The organism is Streptomyces sp. NBC_00178, from assembly GCF_036206005.1.
In the GTDB taxonomy this organism is placed as follows: Bacteria; Actinomycetota; Actinomycetes; order Streptomycetales; family Streptomycetaceae; genus Streptomyces.
Window position 1 is genome coordinate 6,690,754 of record NZ_CP108143.1, and the last position, 16,256, is coordinate 6,707,009.

Sequence of the window (16,256 nt, forward strand, 5' to 3'; positions counted from 1 at the left end):
CTCCGGACCCGGAGACCACCGGGGGTCCGGAACGCCACGGACGGAGCCGGCCGGATTCGAACCGGCGTCCTCGCGGTTTTGGAGACCGCGCGCGTCGACCTCTGCGCTACGGCACCGTCCACCCGACACCGTAGCCGTCCGGTGTTCCGCTGACCATCCGTCACCACCCCTGCCGCAGAGAGGTGGCGGCGCGCGATCCGTCCCCCGGCCGGCGCCGTCCCCTGTGCGCCGAGGGCCCCCTCCTCCCGGCGGAGGCGCCGGGCGGCACGCGCGCGCATGCCCCGGGTTCTTCGGGGCGGCGTCCTCGCCACGTCGCCACTGGATGCCGAAGCGGCCGCGCCTTCCCTCACCGGCCGTCGCGCTCTCCGTCGCCCCCCGTATCGACGATCCCCGTCTGGACGGCCGTCACAGGTCAGCGGCGTGGGGCGGGGCGCTGCCACCGCGGTGACCGGCCCTGGGCGTCCGCCAGGCCGCCCGCACCGAGGAGACCCGTCCCCTCGAAGGAGGTCTCCCGCTGCAACCGGGGGATCTCGCGCCTGGACAGTGCGGTGACGACCGGCGGCATGGCGGCGCGCACGAGCTGTGTCGCGCGCAGCCACGCGGGCGCGTACACGGCGGCGCGGCGGTGTTCGACGGCGTGCACGAGGCGCTCGGCCACGTATTCCACCGGGTAGACCTTGCGGGCGGGCCGGGGCATGTGCGCGCGCAGCTCCCGCAGTACGGGGTGCTCGTCCGCACCGCGGATCATGTCGGTGTCCGTCCAGTTGAGATAGGCGATGCCCACGCCGACGCCCTCATGGGCCAGCTCGGCCCTCAGCGAGTGGGCGAACGACTCCACGCCCGCCTTGGAGGCGCAGTAGGCGCTCATCATGGGCGCCGCGCCGATGGAGGCGAGGGAGGCGACCTGCAGGTAGTAGCCCCCGGTGGTCCTCAGGTGGGGCAGGAACGCCCGGGCGCTGATCGCGCTGCCGGTCAGGTTCACCTCGATCACACGCCGCCAGGTCGCCGGATCGGACTCGCCGAAGGGGCCGCCCTCCGCCAGACCGGCGTTCGCCACGACGACCGACGCGTGCCCCATGCGGTCCCTGACCTCGTCGGCGACCTGGCTCATCCGGGCGTCGTCGGTGACGTCCACCTCCCAGCACCTGGCTCCGGGGATCGTGTCCCGTACCTCGGCCAGGGTGGCTTCCTCCCGGCCGAGCAGGGCCACCCGGGCGCCTCGCCGGGCCAGTTCCCGTGCCATTCCCGCGCCCAGGCCCCTCGCCGCACCGGTGACGACGGCGACGCGGTCGTGCAGAGGACGAGCTGTGCCGGTCACATGGGCCTCCTGGACGGGTAAGGCCGCAGGGGTGCTCCGCACCGCCGGGTGAGCGGTCCCGAAGGCCGACGACCCGAGGGCCCGCATCTGCAGCACAGCCCATTCTGGACATAGGGCGCTCAAGGTGCATCCGCGCGAGGACGCGGGAGAGACGTCCGGATCGTCGCGTGCGGAGCAAGGGACGGCGTCCGGTGCGCCGGAAGCATGGGACGCGGCCCCCGAGGGCGCCCGTGCTCAGGCGCCGATGCCGTCGTCCGGGGCGCCCCTTCCGCCCCTGCGGCCGAGCGCTCGCTGTGTACGGCCGATCAGGTCGCGGGGGAATCCGGCACGCAGCGCGGCGTGGGCGGCGTTCGCCCCCGGCGCCCCGTGCACACCACCACCGGGGTGAGCGGAGGCCGACGCGAGGTAGAGGCCCTTGACCGGGGTCTCCGGCCTGCCCGTGCCCGGCGTGGGCCGGAACACCAACTGCTGGTGCATCGACGTCGTACCGCCGTTGATCGCGCCTCCGCGCAGGTTGGCGTCGAGGTCCTGCAGAGCCGGTGGCGCGAGCAGCCGCCGGGCCACGATCCGCGAGCGGAACCCCGGAGCCCACCGTTCCACCTCGGCCTCGACGCGATCGCCCATGGCCTCCCGCTCGCGCCGGTCCCAGCGGCCGGTCAGCCCGTCGTCCCCGGCGTCCCCGCCGACCCGGTGCGGCACGTGGGTGTACGCCCAGGCCGACTCCGTGCCCGCGGGCGAGCGGGTCGGGTCGGCGGTGGTCATCTGGCCGAACAGGAGGAAGGGGCGGTCCGGGACCTGCCCCATGCTGATCTGCGCGGCGAACCTCGTGAGGCCGTTCACGCCGTCGGCCAGATGCACCGTCCCCGCACCCGACGCCTCGTGCGCGGTCCAGGGCACGGGCCCGTCCAGGGCCCAGTCGACCTTGAACGTGGCGAAGTCCCACTGGAAGCGCCGCAGGTCGGCCGACAGCCGGGCGGGCAGGTGCCGGGACTCGACCAGCTCTTCGTACAGGGCCGGAGCCGACACGTCGGCGATCACCGCCCGGGACGCCGGCACCTCCTCGCCCCCGGCGGTCCGGACCCCCACGGCCCTGCCCTGACGCACCAGCACCCGCGTCACCCGCTCCCCGCAGCGCACCGCCCCGCCACGCCGCTCCAGCCGGCCGACCAGGGCCCGCGTGAGCGCACTCGCGCCACCGACCGGTACGGGAAAGCCGTAGCTCTGTCCCAGCATCGACATGAGCCAGCCGAAGCCGCCGCTGCCCGCCGCCTCCGGTGCCAGATCGGCATGCAGGGCGTTGCCCGCCAGGAGCAGCTTGCCGGCCTCGCCGCTGAACTCCTCGTCACCCAGCCGCCGTACGGGCAGGACCAGCGACCTGGCAAGCCGTAGTCCTCCCGCCGCCCGCAGCCGCACCGCGAGCCGGGCCACGGACCTGACGGGCGGGAACGGCGTGAACAGCGCTTCGACGATGTCCGGCCCGAGGCGGGTCCACACGTCGTGCAGACCGAGCCAGGAGTCCCCGTCGCCCGGTTCCAGCGCGTCCAGCCCGGCGGCGGTGTCCGCGCGCCTGCGCTCCAGGACCGCGCACCGGCCGTCCCGCATCGGGTGGGCGAGCACACGGGGTGCGTGAGCCCACCGGAGCCCTTCCCGGTGGAGCTCCAGATCCGCCAGGACCGGGGAGGCCGCGGCCAGAGGATAGAAGGAACTGCACACGTCGCTCACGTAGTCGGGATGCACCCCGCGGTCACTGCGGACCGCCCCGCCCGGCTCCGGCTGCGCCTCCAGCACCTCCACGCTCCAGCCCGCGTCCGCGAGCAGATTCGCGGCGACCAGGCCGTTGGGCCCCGCCCCGATCACCACTGCGTCCGGCACCGCGGCCTCCCTCTGCGTCTCTGCGTCGTCGCACCCCCGCCGGGCACGCGGGCAGGGCGGAGGGCGCGCGGGACGCCGGGCGGCGAGCAGCGGCCCGGCGCCGGTTCCTCCGTACGGTGTACCGGACCGGCGGGTCGTCCCCGGGTACCGGCTCCGGCAGTTCGGGAACGGGCCGCGACTGCCACCCGGTCGCCGTAGCGCGGAGTGTCGTCGAGGCGGGGCGCCGCGCGCGGGCGCGTCACGGCGGGCTGCCGTCACGACGAGTCCCTCCCCCGGCACGCCGGTCGCAGGGTGTCGGCGACGTGACCCTCGCGGCGGGCGGAGAGCCGCTGGGGCGTAGGGCACCGGCGTGGTCGCGGTGCCCTGGTGCCCGTCGGTGCGGAGGGTGCCTCAGTTCGCGCTGGACTCGTGGGCCCGGATCGCTCTGAGACCGCGCCCCAGGCTGGTGAACTCGGCATCCAGGTCGTTCCCGCGCACGAGGTAGTTGTGCACCCGACCGCCCTCCGGGCGCTCGATGGCCCGGTACAGGGTCCCGTTCACGGTGATCGTCCAGTCGTCGCCGTCCTGGGCCCACCCGACCGTCTTCTTCACTTGTGTCTCCTCCGTCGTCGTCGCCGTGGCTCGGCGGCTGTGTATTGGCATGAAGAACGGCCTGCGGCGCTCCACGGTTCCGGCTTCTCTACGCCATTCGGCTGGACCTGATGAATCGTCACCAGAGAGGCCTACAGCCCGGCTCGAGCGGTGACCGGAGGCGGGCCGTGACCGGAGGCCGTCGCCGGCATACAGGGCACGGCGCCGGGCACACGGCAGGTCCGACGTCGATGTGAGGAGTTCGTCATGGTGGTAGTAGGCATCGTTGCCGTATGCGTCGTCCTGGCCGTCCTGGCCTTCTTCGTCCCGCGGTTGTCCCGTCACCCGGAACGCGGTACACAGCGCACTCTGGGACTCGGGTCGCGCGCGGGCGGCAAGGCCCCAGGTGTGCTGGGCCGGATCTTCAGCAAGCCCTTCCGCAGCAGTTCCAAGGCTGTCGGCCACAGCGGATCGGCCGGCCGCCGCGCCCGTGGACGCATGCCCTTCTGACCGCCCGGGAGCCGGATGTCCCCCGCAGCGAAGAGCCCCGGTGCCCCAGGACCGCGATGACGGTCCCGGGGCACCGGGGCTCCTCCGCTGCCCACCCGGGACGGGCCGGGTGGGCGCAGCCTCAGACGAAGGCGCCGAGGCCGGTGATCGCGCGGCCGGTGATGAGGGTGTTGATCTCCCGCGTCCCCTCGTAGGAGTAGAGCGCCTCCGCGTCCGCGACGAAGCGGCCGATGCCGTAGTCGAGCACGATGCCGTTGCCCGCGAGCAGTTCACGGCCCCATCCGACGACCTCACGCATCCTCGTGGTGCAGTGCGCCTTGGCCATGGCCGAGTGTTCGTCGCGGAAGGTGCCCTCGTCCTCCAGCTGGGCCAGCCTCACGACCATGCCGAGACAGGACGTGGCATCGCTGAGCATGCGGACCAGGAGATCCTGGACCAGCTGGAAGCGGGCGACGGGACCGCCGAACTGTTCGCGCTCGCGGGTGTAGTCCAGGGCGATGCGGTACGCCGCCAGCATCACGCCCACCGCCTCCCAGGCCACACCGCTCCTGGTGTGCCGCAGCACGTCCGCGGTGTCCCGGAAGCCGTGAGCCTCCTGGAGCCTGTTCTCCTCCGGCACACGGCAGTCCTCCAGGACGATGTCCGCGTTCTCGACCGTGCGCAGGGCGATCTTGTTCTCGATGAGACGGGCCGAGAACCCCGGGGTCGCACGGTCGACCACGAAGCCGAGCACACGCCCCTCCCCGCCTTCCTCCCTGGCCCAGACGACGATGAGATCGGCGAACGTGGCGTTGCCGATCCACCGCTTCTCCCCGTTCAGCACCCAGGTGTCACCCTCGCGCCGTGCGGTGGTCCGCAGGCCCGCCGCGACATCCGACCCGCCCTGGGGCTCGGTCAGCGCGAACGCCCCGATCTGCTCCATCCGGCCCATGGCGGGCAGCCAGCGACGGCGCTGCTCCTCGGAGCCGCACCGGGCGATGCTGCCCATGGCCAGCCCCGCGTGCACCCCGTAGAACGTGGCCGTCGAGGCGTCGACCCGGGCCATCTCCATCGCGATGAAGCCGCTGAGCAGACTGCTCGCGGTGGTGGTGCCGCACTCCTCGTACGCCAGACCCGCGATGCCCAGCTCCCCGAAGCGCGGGATCAGATGGTGGGGGAACGAGGCCTTGCCCCACCAGGTGTCCGCGTGCGGGGCCACCTCCTCGCGCAGGAACTCCCGCACGCGATGGAGCGTCTTGCGCTCACGCTCGTCCAGCAGCGCCTCGAAACGGTACAGGTCCTCTTCCAGCATGCCGCCGGCCATCGGGTCCGCCCTTCTCACCACATGTTCTGATCCCGCTCTTTCCAGAGCGACCGCCTACCCGCTGATCCACAAGGAATACCGTCCGGGCCGCCGCGTCGAACGGCCCCGGCCCCCGCGCGCCCCGCCGCGCCACGGAAGAGGTCACGACCGGGCTGGTGTGACCGTCACACGATTGGCTCGTTTGCCCCAGTGACGGTTTCCGCCCACGGCTCGGAAGGCACCCACCCATGCCGCTCCATACCTCGCCGCTCCGCATCCTCGGCAACGGTGCGCGTCTCGACGTGAAGGAGGCAGAGGCCGCACTCGTCGAGCACTACCCGCGCCTCGTGCGTCTGGCCTACCTCACACTGCCGCCCCGCCTCGGCAGGCACCGCAGGGTGCTCGCCGCGCACGCCGTGGTGCAACGCGCGCTGTACGGGGGTGCGTCCACGACGCCCGGACAGCGAGCGGGGGCCGTCCCCGCCCCGCGCACCGCCGGCTCCGTCGGCGACGGCGGTGCTCCGCAGTCGCCCGCGTACGCCGGGGTCCGCCTCCGGGTCGTACGTTCCGCACTGGCCTTCGACTCGCGCCCCCGATGGTGGCCCGCGCGCGTACCCGCGCCCGCGACGCTCCGGCCCTCGATGCCGGTGGTACGCGGCCTCCGGCTCTTCCCCCGGGCGGGCGGGATCGAGGAGTTCACCCTGGACCGGGCGGTGGCCGAGGTGACCGGGCCCTCCCGCGCGGCCCTGGGGCTGCTGCTCCTCGAGTGCCTGTCCGACGACGAGACGCGCGCACTGCTCGGCGAGGCCGGAGTCGCCGGTCCCGCCGAGGCCGTGCGGGTGGCACGCGAGATCGCGGGAGGCGACCACGACCGGGTCCGGACCCTGCTCCGTTCGCCGGAGTTCGACCCCTGCACGGTGCAGACCCGGCCGAGTGACCTGCTGCGGCGCCGGAACCGGAGACGAGCGGGGGTCGCGGCGGTCGTCCTGTTCGCCGTGGCGGGAGGCATGGCCGTGGACGCGGCCATGGGGACCGGCCGTTCCGAGGCGCCCGCCGCCGCCCCGCGACCGGTGCCGGCCGTCGGCGCGCTGGACCCCGTCGCCCTGGCGCGGACGCCCGCCGGCCAGTGGGCCGACACCTCGCGCGTCGACTTCAGCGCGTGGGCGCCGCGCGGTGGCCGCACCGACGACGAGGCCCTGCTCGGGCGCGCCCTCGGCACCTGGGCCCGGCCTCCCGCCGGCACCGCGGTGACCCGGGCCCCGGGCACCCCGGACGTACCCCCGGCGCAGTCCCCGCGGCTGCTCTTCGCGGGTGAACTGGGCGGCGAGACCGTGGTGCTGTTCCACGACGCGGGCGTACGCGTCGTCCGTTACGCCGAGCCCCTGTCCCGGGACGGGGCCCCCGAGCTCGACTTCGCGAGGGTCGACGACGCCGACGTGACCACGGCCGCGGCGGTCGTCGTCAGCCGTTCGGGCGGCGCCGCGCGGTATCTGCTGGCGCCGTGGATCGCGGAGTCGGCGACGCGCGACCTCCTCGCCCCCGACAGTCCCGCGCGGCCGCTGGCCGTGGACGCGGACGGGGTCACGGCGGCGGTGTCCGGTCCGGCGGGCGGCGGCTCGTGCACCTCCTGGCCGGTGATGCAGCTGCGGTCGTCGGAGAAGATCGTGGAGAAGCACGCCTTCCTCGTGACGGACCTCGGCGACCTCTCGCCCGCACACCTGACCCACACACCGAAGCCCGGATCGGGCGCCCCGGCCAGGCAGCCGCGCGAGGCGACGGGTGGCGACGCACTGGTCGGCTGGGCGCGTACCGCGTGCTCGCTCCAGGGCCTCCGAGGCTCGGGGGTGCGGGCGGTCAACCACTGGCAGTTCGCCGAGCAGTCGCTTCCCGGCACCCGCGCGAGCGCGGGCTGGGTGTGCACCAGGGCCGACACCTGGCGGGGGCAGGGGCGGGTCCTCGTGCAGTTCGTCCCACCGGCGACGTCGGCCACGGCCCCGGCCGAACTCGTCGCCGACCGGCGGAACACCGCCCTGTGCAGCCGTTTCGGCCAGCACGTCGTCGCCGCCACCCACTGGAGGTCGCCGACGGGAGCCTGGTACGTGCTGGCCGCCGGCAGCCGGGCGGCGACCGGCCTCCAGGTGACGGGTTCGGTGCGAGGGGCCTCCAAGGGCCCGACCCTGGCCGTCCCCGCCCCGCGCGACGCGACGTTCCGGGCGAGCGCGAGGCTGCGGGACGGAGCGACGATGCCGGCGGTGCGCTGAAGGGCGCCCCCGTTCCCCTCCTCGTGACCGCTGCGCAAGGGCGTGCCGGCCGGTTCCGCGACGGCCGATCAGGCCAGGAACTTCCCGTCCCTCGCCACCACGATCCCGCCGTGCACGACCATGTCCCGCCGGGGCATGTCCACCACGACCTGCGGCAGGCACTCGCCCTCCACCAGGACGAAGTCGGCCGGTGAACCGGGCCGGAGATCCGCGTGAGCCAGGCCCATGACGTCCGCACCACCGTCGGCGGCGACGCGGTGGCAGTCCGTCAGTTCCTCGTCCAGCCGCACGTCCGTCACCCATCCGAGCAGATGGGCGCGGTGCAGCATGTCGGCGTCGCCGAAGGGGCTCCAGGAGTCGCGCACCCCGTCGGATCCCAGCCCCACCCGCACACCGTGCTCGCGCAGCCGGGCGACCGGCAGCACCAGGGACTCGGACGGTGCCACCGTGGTGAGGGCGATGTCCAGCTCGCCCAGATCCGCGGCGACCGCACCGAGTTCGGTGTCCGACAGGCCGGGCAGGCAGAAGACGTGGCTGACGGTGACCTTCCCGGTGAGGGACAGCGCCCGGGTGCGTTCGATGATGCCGCGCATGGCGGCGAGCCCCTTCTCCCCGCGGTCGTGCAGATGGATGTCCACGCCGATGCCGTGCCGGTCCGCGACTTCGAAGACCAGGTCCAACTGCTCGTCCAGCGCCTGGTCGAAGCCGATCGGGTCGATGCCTCCGATCATGTCCACGGCTCCGGATCGGGCGGCCTCCTCGAGAAGCTCCGCCGTGCCGGGGGTACGGATCACGCCGTGCTGCGGGAACGCCACGATCTGGACGTCCAGCGCGTGCCGCAGGCGGTCACGGGCCGTGGCCACTCCTTCGACCCCGGCCAGGCCGTAGGCCGGGGCCACGTCCACGTGGGCCCGCATCGCGCGCGTGCCGCGGGTCACGGCGTGCGCCATCAGACCGTAGGCGCGCTCATCGACGGGGCGGCGCTGACTGTGGAACAGCTCCACGTCCTGGGCCACGTAGTCGGCGATGCCGCTCGCCGGACGCCGCGACACCCACGATCCGCCCCACGTCGTCTTGTCGGGGTGGATGTGCGCGTCCACGAGGGACGGCAGCGCGATCCGGCCGCCCCCGTCGACGACCCGCGCGCCGCGCGGAGCCGGGCCGCGTGAGACCTTGCCGCCCACGACCACGAGGTCGGTGGCTTCCGCCCCGTACGGGCGCACATCGCGGAAGACCGTGGGCCTGGAGTGGCCGCCGCTGGACCCGGCCGCCGCAGCGGCGCCGGTGTGCGTCTCGGCCGCGTGTGCGGGGGCGGACGTGGCGGCGGTACCGGCCAGGGCGGCGGCGCCCGCCAGCATCGACCGGCGCGAGAAGGTACTGGCGGACGACGGCTTCGGCTGCATGGAAGCTCCTGCTGGGTGGGGAGGCGGATACAGGACGGTGATGCGCAGGCCGACGCAGACGGGACCGGCAGGACGGTCGGACAGTTGCGGTGCCGGTCGCCCCGGGCGCGTACGGGGCGTTGTGACGGTCGGAGCCGCCGGCCCGTGACGGCGGCGGGTGGTCCCGCCGCCTGAGGGTTCAGAGGGGGATGCCGGCCCGGACCACTCGCGCGGGCTTCTTGAGCAGAGCGACATCGGCCAGCGGGTCGCCGTCCAGGATGATCGCGTCGCCGGTGAAGCCGCGTGCGAGGCGGCCCACCGTGCGCTCCAGGCCGAGGAGCCGGGCGGCGCCGGTCGTGGCCGTACGGATCGCGTCGAGCGCGGGCAGTCCCGCCGCCCGCATGAGTTCGACCTCCCGCCCGATGGGGCGGACGGTGCCTCCCGACGAGTCGGTGCCCGCGGCCAGGGGGACGCCCATGCCGTGTGCGGCGAGGACGGCTCGCTCCAGCACGGGGAGGTAGGTGCGCCCTCGTTCGGCGAGGACCGGGTCCGCGGACTCCGCCAGGCCGGCGATGGCCGTGAGCGTCGGCGTGAAGTACGTGCCCCTGCGGCGCATCTCGTGGAGGGTCCGCTCGCCGACGAACGCCCCGTGTTCGAGGGAGCGGACGCCGGCCGTGACGGCGTCGTGGCAGCCCTGCTCGCTGTAGCTGTGGCAGAGGACCCCCTTGCCGCCCCGGCGGGCCGCGGCGACGATCTCGGAGAGCTGCTCATGCGAGTACACCTGGGCGAGCGGGTCCTGCTCGGGCAGTCCGGCTCGCTCGTTGACCCGCGTCTTGATCACATCGGCGCCACGGGCGAGGTTCACCCGCACGACGCGGCGCAGCGCCTCGGCGGAGCGTACGCCGTCCTTGAGCCGCGCGAGCGTGGTCAGGTCGGGGTCGGCGAGGACGGTCTCGCCGAGGTCGGGCGTGACGAACACGCCCGCTGCCGTCAGCCTGGGCGCGAGATCAGGGCTGTGGCGGGCGAGTTCCCGGACGGCGATGTCCTGGAAGAAGGTGGTCGAGCCGCTGCGCGCGCTCGTCGCGCCCTGGCGGACGGCGTCGCGGGCCTCCGCCGCGGTGCTGAGGTGGATGTGCGCGTCCACGAGACCCGGCAGGACCCAGCGGCCGTGCGCGTCCAGGGTCTCGGCGTTCCGGGGCACGGTGACGTCGCCCCGGCGGCCCACGGCCCGTACGGTCCCGTCCTCGATGACGACGACGGCGTTCTCGGTGACGTCACCTGTGGCCGGGTCGAGGAGCGTGCCGCCGTCGATGACGAGGCTTCCGCTCCGTGACGCGGTGGGGGAGGGGTGCCGGCCGGACGCCGCCGACGCCGTCCCGCCGTCCGCGGCGGCCGCCGAGCGGGCCGCGGCCACGGTGCCCGCGAGGGCGGCGGCTCCGGCGAGCACTCCGCGGCGGGTCAGCCTGCTGGGGGGCGGGGGTGTGGCTTCGACGCACACAGGAGCTCCTTGGGGGGAGTGGGTCGATGGTCCCCAGTTTGTATACCAGCGTGCGAAGAGTGGGCAAGGGTGATGCCCGTGTGGTGCGTAAATCTGCGCTTTCCGTGCGGTTGCTCTCTTCGGCTTCGGTGTCCGAAGTGCTCTTGGTATACAAAAACGTCAGGACGCGCCGAACATGGTCCGCAGGGCCACGGCCCTGCTGTCACGCACGTGCAGGAGTGTGCTCGCGGCAGCGGCCTCCGGATCGCCGGCGGAGATGTGCCGGTACATCTCCGCGTGCTGGGCCCGCATGTGCCCGGGCTCCTCGCGCAGACCGAACAGCAGGCGCAGCTGCCAGCTCAGCTGCTCCATCGTGCGGGCGAGCAGCGGGTTGCCCGCCATCGCGACCACGCCTTCGTGGAACGCGGTGTGAGCGGCCACTTCGCGCGGGCCCTCGTCCGCCGCGGCAGCCGACTCGGCCTGACGGAGGGTGGCCTCCAGCGCGACGAGCCGCGCGCCGTCTCCGGCCGCCACGGCCCGGGCGGCCAGGCGTGACGCCTGGACCGCGAGGGGCTCCCACACCTCGTAGAGATGCTCCACGTCGGCGAGCGCCAGGCGCCGGACGCGCACACCGCTGTGCGGCAGCAGTTCCAGGAGGCCTTCGGCGACCAGGGCGCGGAGCGCCTCCCGGACGGGCACACGGGACATGCTCAGCTCCTCGGCGACCTCCCGTTCGACGAGACGCGAGCCCTGCGCGTAGCGCCGGTCGACGATGCGCTGCAGGACGGCCTCGCGTGCCTGTGCGCCGAGGGAGGCGGAGGTCCCCGGGGAGGGGGTACGTGTTCCGCCGTCCGGGGCCGCCGGGCCGGTCCTGCTGCTGTCCGCCACGGTCTTCGACCTCTTCCTTCCACGGTCCTTCGCGCTCCGGTGAGGATACGTCCGTGAGGTCGGCGGTCTGCCGGCCCCAGGTGCGGCCGGTCGCGGTGGGGGAGTGCCGCGCCTCTCCGGGCGGGATCGTCCGGCGCCCCGGGTCACGGCCCCGGGGCCGGGGCGGCGGCGCCCGCCTCGGACACCGGGCTGTCCGGACCGTCGGCCGGGGCGGCGGCCCGCAGCGCCGCTTCGACCCGGCGGTTGCTGGTCATGGACGCCGTGACGGCCGTCATCGCCAGGAGCAGACCGGCGGCGGCGTAGAGCGGGGTCCGGATGTCGTACGCGGTGGCCAGCCAGCCGCCGAGGAACGCACCGACCGGGGCGGCGCACATGGCCAGCATGCGGGACGTCGAGGCGACCCTGCCCATCAGGCGGGCCGGGACGATCGCCTGCCGGAGGGAGGGTGCGAGCACCATCGTGGCGCCCATGCCGGCCCCGCAGACGGCGAGCGCCAGGCCCGCGACGTACGGGTCCGGGGCGGCGGCGAGGCCCAGGACGGCGAGGCCTTCCAGGGCTGCCGTGCAGGTCAGCGCGGTACCGGTGCCGAGCCGGCGGCCGAGGTGGGAGGCGACGCCCGCGCCGAGCAGACCGCCGGTGGCCTCCGCCGTGAGGAGCAGCCCGAAGCCGTAGGTGTCGATGCCGAGACGTTCGTGGGCGAACAGGGCGAGGACGGTCTCCACGGCGATGAAGGCGATGTTCCCGACCGCCGGGCGGAGCGCGAGCCCGAGCAGCACCCGGTCCCGGAAGACGTACGAGGCACCGGCCCGCGCCTGCCGGAGCAGCGACTCGCGGGCCTCCGGTACGGGGCGGGGCGTCGCCGGCAGCGCGCGGACGAGCAGCGCGGAGAGCAGGAACGACACCGCGTCGGCCAGCAGGGGAACCGCCCGCCCGAGCGCGAGCAGCGCACTGCCCGCGGGCGGTCCCACAAAACCGGACATGGCGGTCTGGGCCCCGCGCAGACGGGAGTTGGCGCGCTCCAGGAGCGCGGGGTCGCGGCGGAGCAGATCCGGCAGATACGCCGTGGCGGCCGTGTCGAAGAAGAGCCCGCCGAGACCGAGCAGGAAGGCGACGGCCGCGAGCAGCGGAATGCTCAGCGCGTCGAGCGCGGCGGCCATCGCCGGTACCGCGAGCAGCGCCGCACGTGCCGCGTCGGCCACCCACATCGTGCGCCGACGGTCCCAGCGGTCCACCAGCGCTCCGCCGAGCACCCCGAAGAGCAGCCACGGCAACGTGCCCGCCGCCGTGACGACGGCGAGCGCCATGGGATCCCGCGTCAGAGTCAACGCGATGAGGGGTAACGCCGCCTGGGTCACCCCGTCCCCGAGCGACGACACCGTCTGCGCGGTCCACAGCCGTCCGAACCCGGTCGGCAACTTCCCGGCTGTCCCTCTCACTTCGCCTCCCCCTCGGTCCGGTCCAGCCGAGCCGGACGGAACAGCGCGAAGACGAGCGACGCGTCCGGCAGTGACGGATCGGAGAGCGCCCAGAACTCGTCCGCGAGTGCCTCCAGCCGCTCTCCCAGCCGGGCGAACTGCTCGTCGGTGAGCCGCAGGTGCGCCATCCGCACATGCCGCTCGGCGTCCGTGGGCGCCGCCTCCAGGTCCGCGACCGCGTGCCGCATCAGCATGTCCGGCCCTCCCTCGCCCGGATCCGGCAGCGTGATCGTCCGGGCGGCCATGGCGTAGTACCGCTCGGTGACGCCGCGGACCTTCCTCGTCCGCACCACCTTCACCAGACCGGCCCGCTCCAGCAGTCGCACGTGGTAGCTGGAACTGCCCTTGGCGAGCCCCACCCTCTCGGCGATCTGCGTGATCGTCGCGGGTTCGAAGCGGATCACGGCCATGATCCGGTGGCGCGTGAGGCTGGAGACGGCGCGCAGTTGCTCGTCCGTGGTGACGTGAAACGTCTCGGGAAGGTCGTCCGTTGGCATGTGAGTAATGGTCAACGTTTCTTGACCATTGCGCAAGGGGTTTCGCGGGCCGTCCGGAATCGGCTGCACGGCACGGGAGAGCCCCCACTCGGCGCGGACGGCGGGGACCGTAGGAACGCGTCGTTTCCGCCGGCCCGTCAGGGGCCTTGACGACGACTCGGGAGTCAGCGCGGCGCGTCCGTGCGCGCAGACGTCCGCTGCTGGGCCGCGGGTGCGCGTGGAGATCGCGCACACCGAGGTCCCCCGGAGGCCGTGGCGGCCGATGCGGATCGTGCGACGCCACGGCCCGTCTTGATCACACGGGCCGGACGGGGAGCCGTCCGAGCAGTGCCGTGAAGTCGGCGCCGGGCGGCAGGGTGCCGAAGGCGAGGCCGCGATCGCCCGCCAGCCGCGACGCGCAGAAGGCGTCGGCGACGGCGTGCGGCGCGTGACGCACCAGCAGGGACCCCTGCAGCACGAGGGCCGCGCGCTCGATCACGCGGCGGGCGCGCAGCGGGGCGTCCTCGGTGAGGACGAACTCGCCCCGCAGTTCGCGCCAGGCCGTGTCGAGCCGCGCGTCGGCTCCGGCGGCCGCCTCGATCTCCGCACCGAAGGCGTGGAGGGACTCGGGCTCACGCGCGAGAGCGCGCAGCATGTCCAGGGCGTTGACGTTGCCCGAGCCCTCCCAGATGCCGTTCAGCGGGGCCTCGCGGTAGAGGCGGGGCATGCCTGACGCCTCGTCGTAACCGTTGCCGCCGAGGCATTCGAGGGCCTCCGCGACGGCCGCCGGCTGGCGCTTGCACACCCAGTACTTGCCGATCGCCGTGGCGAGTCGGAGGAAGGCGCGCTCCCCGGCATCGCCGCGCTGAGCCCGGTCCGTCGCCCCGGCCAGGCGCAGGGCCAGAGTGGTCGCCGCCTCGGACTCCAGCCCGAGATCGGCGAGGACGTTGCGCATGAGCGGCTGGTCGACGAGCTTCGCGCCGGACACCGTCCGGTGCCGGGCGTGATGAGCGGCCTGGGCCAGTGCGGCACGCGTGCCCGCCGCCGACCCCAGCACGCAGTCGAGACGGGTCATGGTGACCATGTCGATGATGGTGCGCACCCCCCTGCCCTCGTCCCCGACGAGCCAGGCCACGGTGTCGTCGAACTCCGGCTCGCTGCTGGCGTTGGAGCGGTTGCCGAGCTTGTCCTTCAGCCGTTGGATGCGGAACGTGTTGCGGCTCCCGTCCGGCAGGACGCGCGGCACCAGGAAGCACGACAGCCCGGCCGGTGCCTGTGCGAGCACCAGGAACAGGTCGTTCATCGGCGCGCTGGTGAACCACTTGTGGCCGCGCAGCCGCCAGGTGCCGTCGGGCCGTTCCGTCGCGGAGGTCGTGTTCGCGCGTACGTCGGTGCCGCCCTGCTTCTCGGTCATGCCCATTCCGGCGAGCAGTCCGCGCTTGCCCGCCGGGGCGCGCAGGCCCGCGTCGTACACACGGCTGGTCAGCAACGGCTCGTACAGTTCCGCGAGACCGGGGGCGTGGCGCAGCGCCGGGACCGCCGCGTAGGTCATGGAGACGGGGCAGCCGTGGCCCGCTTCGGCACTGCTCCACACCATGAACCCGGCCGCACGCGCCACATGTGCCCCGGGCCGGGCGTCCGCCCAGGGAGCGCCGCCGAGCCCTTCCCCGACGGCCACCTCCATCAGGGAGTGGTAGGCGGGATGGAAGTCCACCTCGTCGACCCGGTGGCCGTAACGGTCGTGGGTCCGCAGCACGGGCTCGTGGCGATTGGCCTCGTCCGCCCAGCGCTGCACCTCCTCGCTCCCGGCTCGAAGCCCCAGCCGGTGCAGATCGTCCAGACACCACTCCGCGCCCTCGCGGCGTACACCGTCGAGCAGTACGGGGTCGTCGGCGACGTCATGGCCCGTCAGGGGTGGCGGCTGGTTGGTCACCTCGTGCGTGGCCCCCGAGGGGCGGCTGTACGGGACGTCGGTCACGGACATGGGGGTCCTCCGGGGCTGGGGGCGGGTGGGTGCGGGCCGGGAACGTGCGGGGCTCCCGCGCAGCGCAGGGCCATCGCGGTGAGGTCGCAGAGCAGCTCCGTGCCGTCGTCGCCCTCCGGAGCGCCGAGCGGCACCACCAGCACTTCACCGATCGCACCGGTGAGCGCCGCCGCGGTCACGTCGGCGTTCTGGGGCGGCAGCAGGCCCTGGGCCGTGCCGTCCGCGATCACCTCGGCGAAGAGCGTGCGGTACCGGCGGCGGAACTCCAGACGCTCGGCGCCGACGGCCGGCTCCGCGGGGGCCGCGAGCAGGGCGTAGGCCAGCCCGCGGTTCTCCAGGGCGCGACGGGCGAAGACCTGGACACCCGCCGTGAGGCGTTCGACCGGGGTGCCCTCGCCGCCCAGGACCGCGCCCAGGACCTCCACCTCGCGCCGGGCCGCACGCCGGAACACCTCGACGGCCAGCGCCGCCTTCGACGGGAAGTGCTGGTACACCGAGCCGGCGGCGATTCCCGCCGCGCAGGCGACCGCGGTCACGGACGCCTGCGCCCAGCCGACCTCGGCCACGACATCGGTGGCACGGGCGACGAGCCGGTCGCGGGCGGCTTCCAGGCGATGGAGCTCGGCCGGGGTCTTGCGGTAGGCCATACAAGAAGTGAACCAGCATTCACAGCTTGCCGGCAAGGGTCACCACCAGAGCCGGCAGGGACGGTCCCCACGGCCGGCGGGGGACTGCCCCCACGGTCGGCGGGGGACGGCCCC

13 protein-coding genes and 1 tRNA gene are annotated in these 16,256 nt (G+C 74.1%); 2 read left to right on the forward strand and 12 right to left on the reverse strand.

Annotation, left to right across the window (positions count from 1 at the left end; genetic code table 11):
* Nucleotides 1-41 precede the first annotated feature (41 nt).
* The 4 genes from OHT61_RS29300 to OHT61_RS29315 all read right to left on the reverse strand — a co-directional run bounded on the left by OHT61_RS29300 (nt 42) and on the right by OHT61_RS29315 (nt 3,781).
* Nucleotides 42-116 (reverse strand) — tRNA-Trp (locus tag OHT61_RS29300).
* A gap of 296 nt (nt 117-412) precedes the next feature.
* Nucleotides 413-1,318, reverse strand: a complete 906-nt coding sequence (locus OHT61_RS29305) for an SDR family oxidoreductase (protein WP_329042325.1) — start codon at nt 1,316-1,318, stop codon at nt 413-415.
* A 234-nt stretch (nt 1,319-1,552) separates the two neighbouring features.
* Complete coding sequence (locus OHT61_RS29310) at nt 1,553-3,190, reverse strand: phytoene desaturase family protein (RefSeq protein ID WP_329042327.1); 1,638 nt, start codon at nt 3,188-3,190, stop codon at nt 1,553-1,555.
* Between the two features lie 390 nt (nt 3,191-3,580).
* The gene (locus OHT61_RS29315; protein ID WP_329042329.1) at nt 3,581-3,781 is read right to left on the reverse strand and encodes a hypothetical protein; all 201 of its coding nucleotides are present in this window, start codon (nt 3,779-3,781) and stop codon (nt 3,581-3,583) included.
* Nucleotides 3,782-4,027: 246 nt separating this feature from the next.
* Here OHT61_RS29315 and OHT61_RS29320 point away from each other — a divergent pair, with 246 nt between their 5' ends.
* On the forward strand, nt 4,028-4,270 hold the full coding sequence (locus OHT61_RS29320) for a DUF6411 family protein (RefSeq protein WP_327111959.1): 243 nt from the start codon (nt 4,028-4,030) through the stop codon (nt 4,268-4,270).
* 121 nt (nt 4,271-4,391) lie between these two features.
* Here the strand turns inward: OHT61_RS29320 and OHT61_RS29325 are convergent, their stop codons facing one another.
* The gene (locus tag OHT61_RS29325) at nt 4,392-5,573 is read right to left on the reverse strand and encodes an acyl-CoA dehydrogenase family protein (protein WP_329042330.1); all 1,182 of its coding nucleotides are present in this window, start codon (nt 5,571-5,573) and stop codon (nt 4,392-4,394) included.
* Between the two features lie 227 nt (nt 5,574-5,800).
* On the opposite strand from OHT61_RS29325, the gene OHT61_RS29330 reads away from it, so the two are divergent.
* The gene (locus tag OHT61_RS29330) at nt 5,801-7,813 is read left to right on the forward strand and encodes a hypothetical protein (protein WP_329042331.1); all 2,013 of its coding nucleotides are present in this window, start codon (nt 5,801-5,803) and stop codon (nt 7,811-7,813) included.
* Nucleotides 7,814-7,881: 68 nt separating this feature from the next.
* On the opposite strand, the gene OHT61_RS29335 is transcribed toward OHT61_RS29330, so the two are convergent.
* From OHT61_RS29335 to OHT61_RS29365, 7 genes are all read right to left on the reverse strand, one after another.
* Complete coding sequence (locus tag OHT61_RS29335) at nt 7,882-9,216, reverse strand: amidohydrolase family protein (RefSeq protein WP_329042332.1); 1,335 nt, start codon at nt 9,214-9,216, stop codon at nt 7,882-7,884.
* A 178-nt stretch (nt 9,217-9,394) separates the two neighbouring features.
* Nucleotides 9,395-10,693 (reverse strand): amidohydrolase family protein, encoded by a 1,299-nt coding sequence (locus OHT61_RS29340; RefSeq protein ID WP_329042333.1) that lies wholly within the window; start codon nt 10,691-10,693, stop codon nt 9,395-9,397.
* Nucleotides 10,694-10,852: 159 nt separating this feature from the next.
* Nucleotides 10,853-11,560, reverse strand: a complete 708-nt coding sequence (locus OHT61_RS29345) for a GntR family transcriptional regulator (RefSeq protein ID WP_329042334.1) — start codon at nt 11,558-11,560, stop codon at nt 10,853-10,855.
* 143 nt (nt 11,561-11,703) lie between these two features.
* Nucleotides 11,704-12,975, reverse strand: a complete 1,272-nt coding sequence (locus tag OHT61_RS29350) for an MFS transporter (RefSeq protein WP_329043429.1) — start codon at nt 12,973-12,975, stop codon at nt 11,704-11,706.
* Nucleotides 12,976-12,992: 17 nt separating this feature from the next.
* Nucleotides 12,993-13,532, reverse strand: a complete 540-nt coding sequence (locus OHT61_RS29355) for an ArsR/SmtB family transcription factor (RefSeq protein WP_329042335.1) — start codon at nt 13,530-13,532, stop codon at nt 12,993-12,995.
* 295 nt (nt 13,533-13,827) lie between these two features.
* Complete coding sequence (locus tag OHT61_RS29360) at nt 13,828-15,495, reverse strand: acyl-CoA dehydrogenase family protein (protein ID WP_329042336.1); 1,668 nt, start codon at nt 15,493-15,495, stop codon at nt 13,828-13,830.
* Nucleotides 15,486-16,142, reverse strand: a complete 657-nt coding sequence (locus tag OHT61_RS29365) for a TetR/AcrR family transcriptional regulator (RefSeq protein WP_329042337.1) — start codon at nt 16,140-16,142, stop codon at nt 15,486-15,488. Before OHT61_RS29365 ends, OHT61_RS29360 begins: the two co-directional genes overlap by 10 nt.
* Between the last annotated feature and the right edge of the window lie 114 nt (nt 16,143-16,256).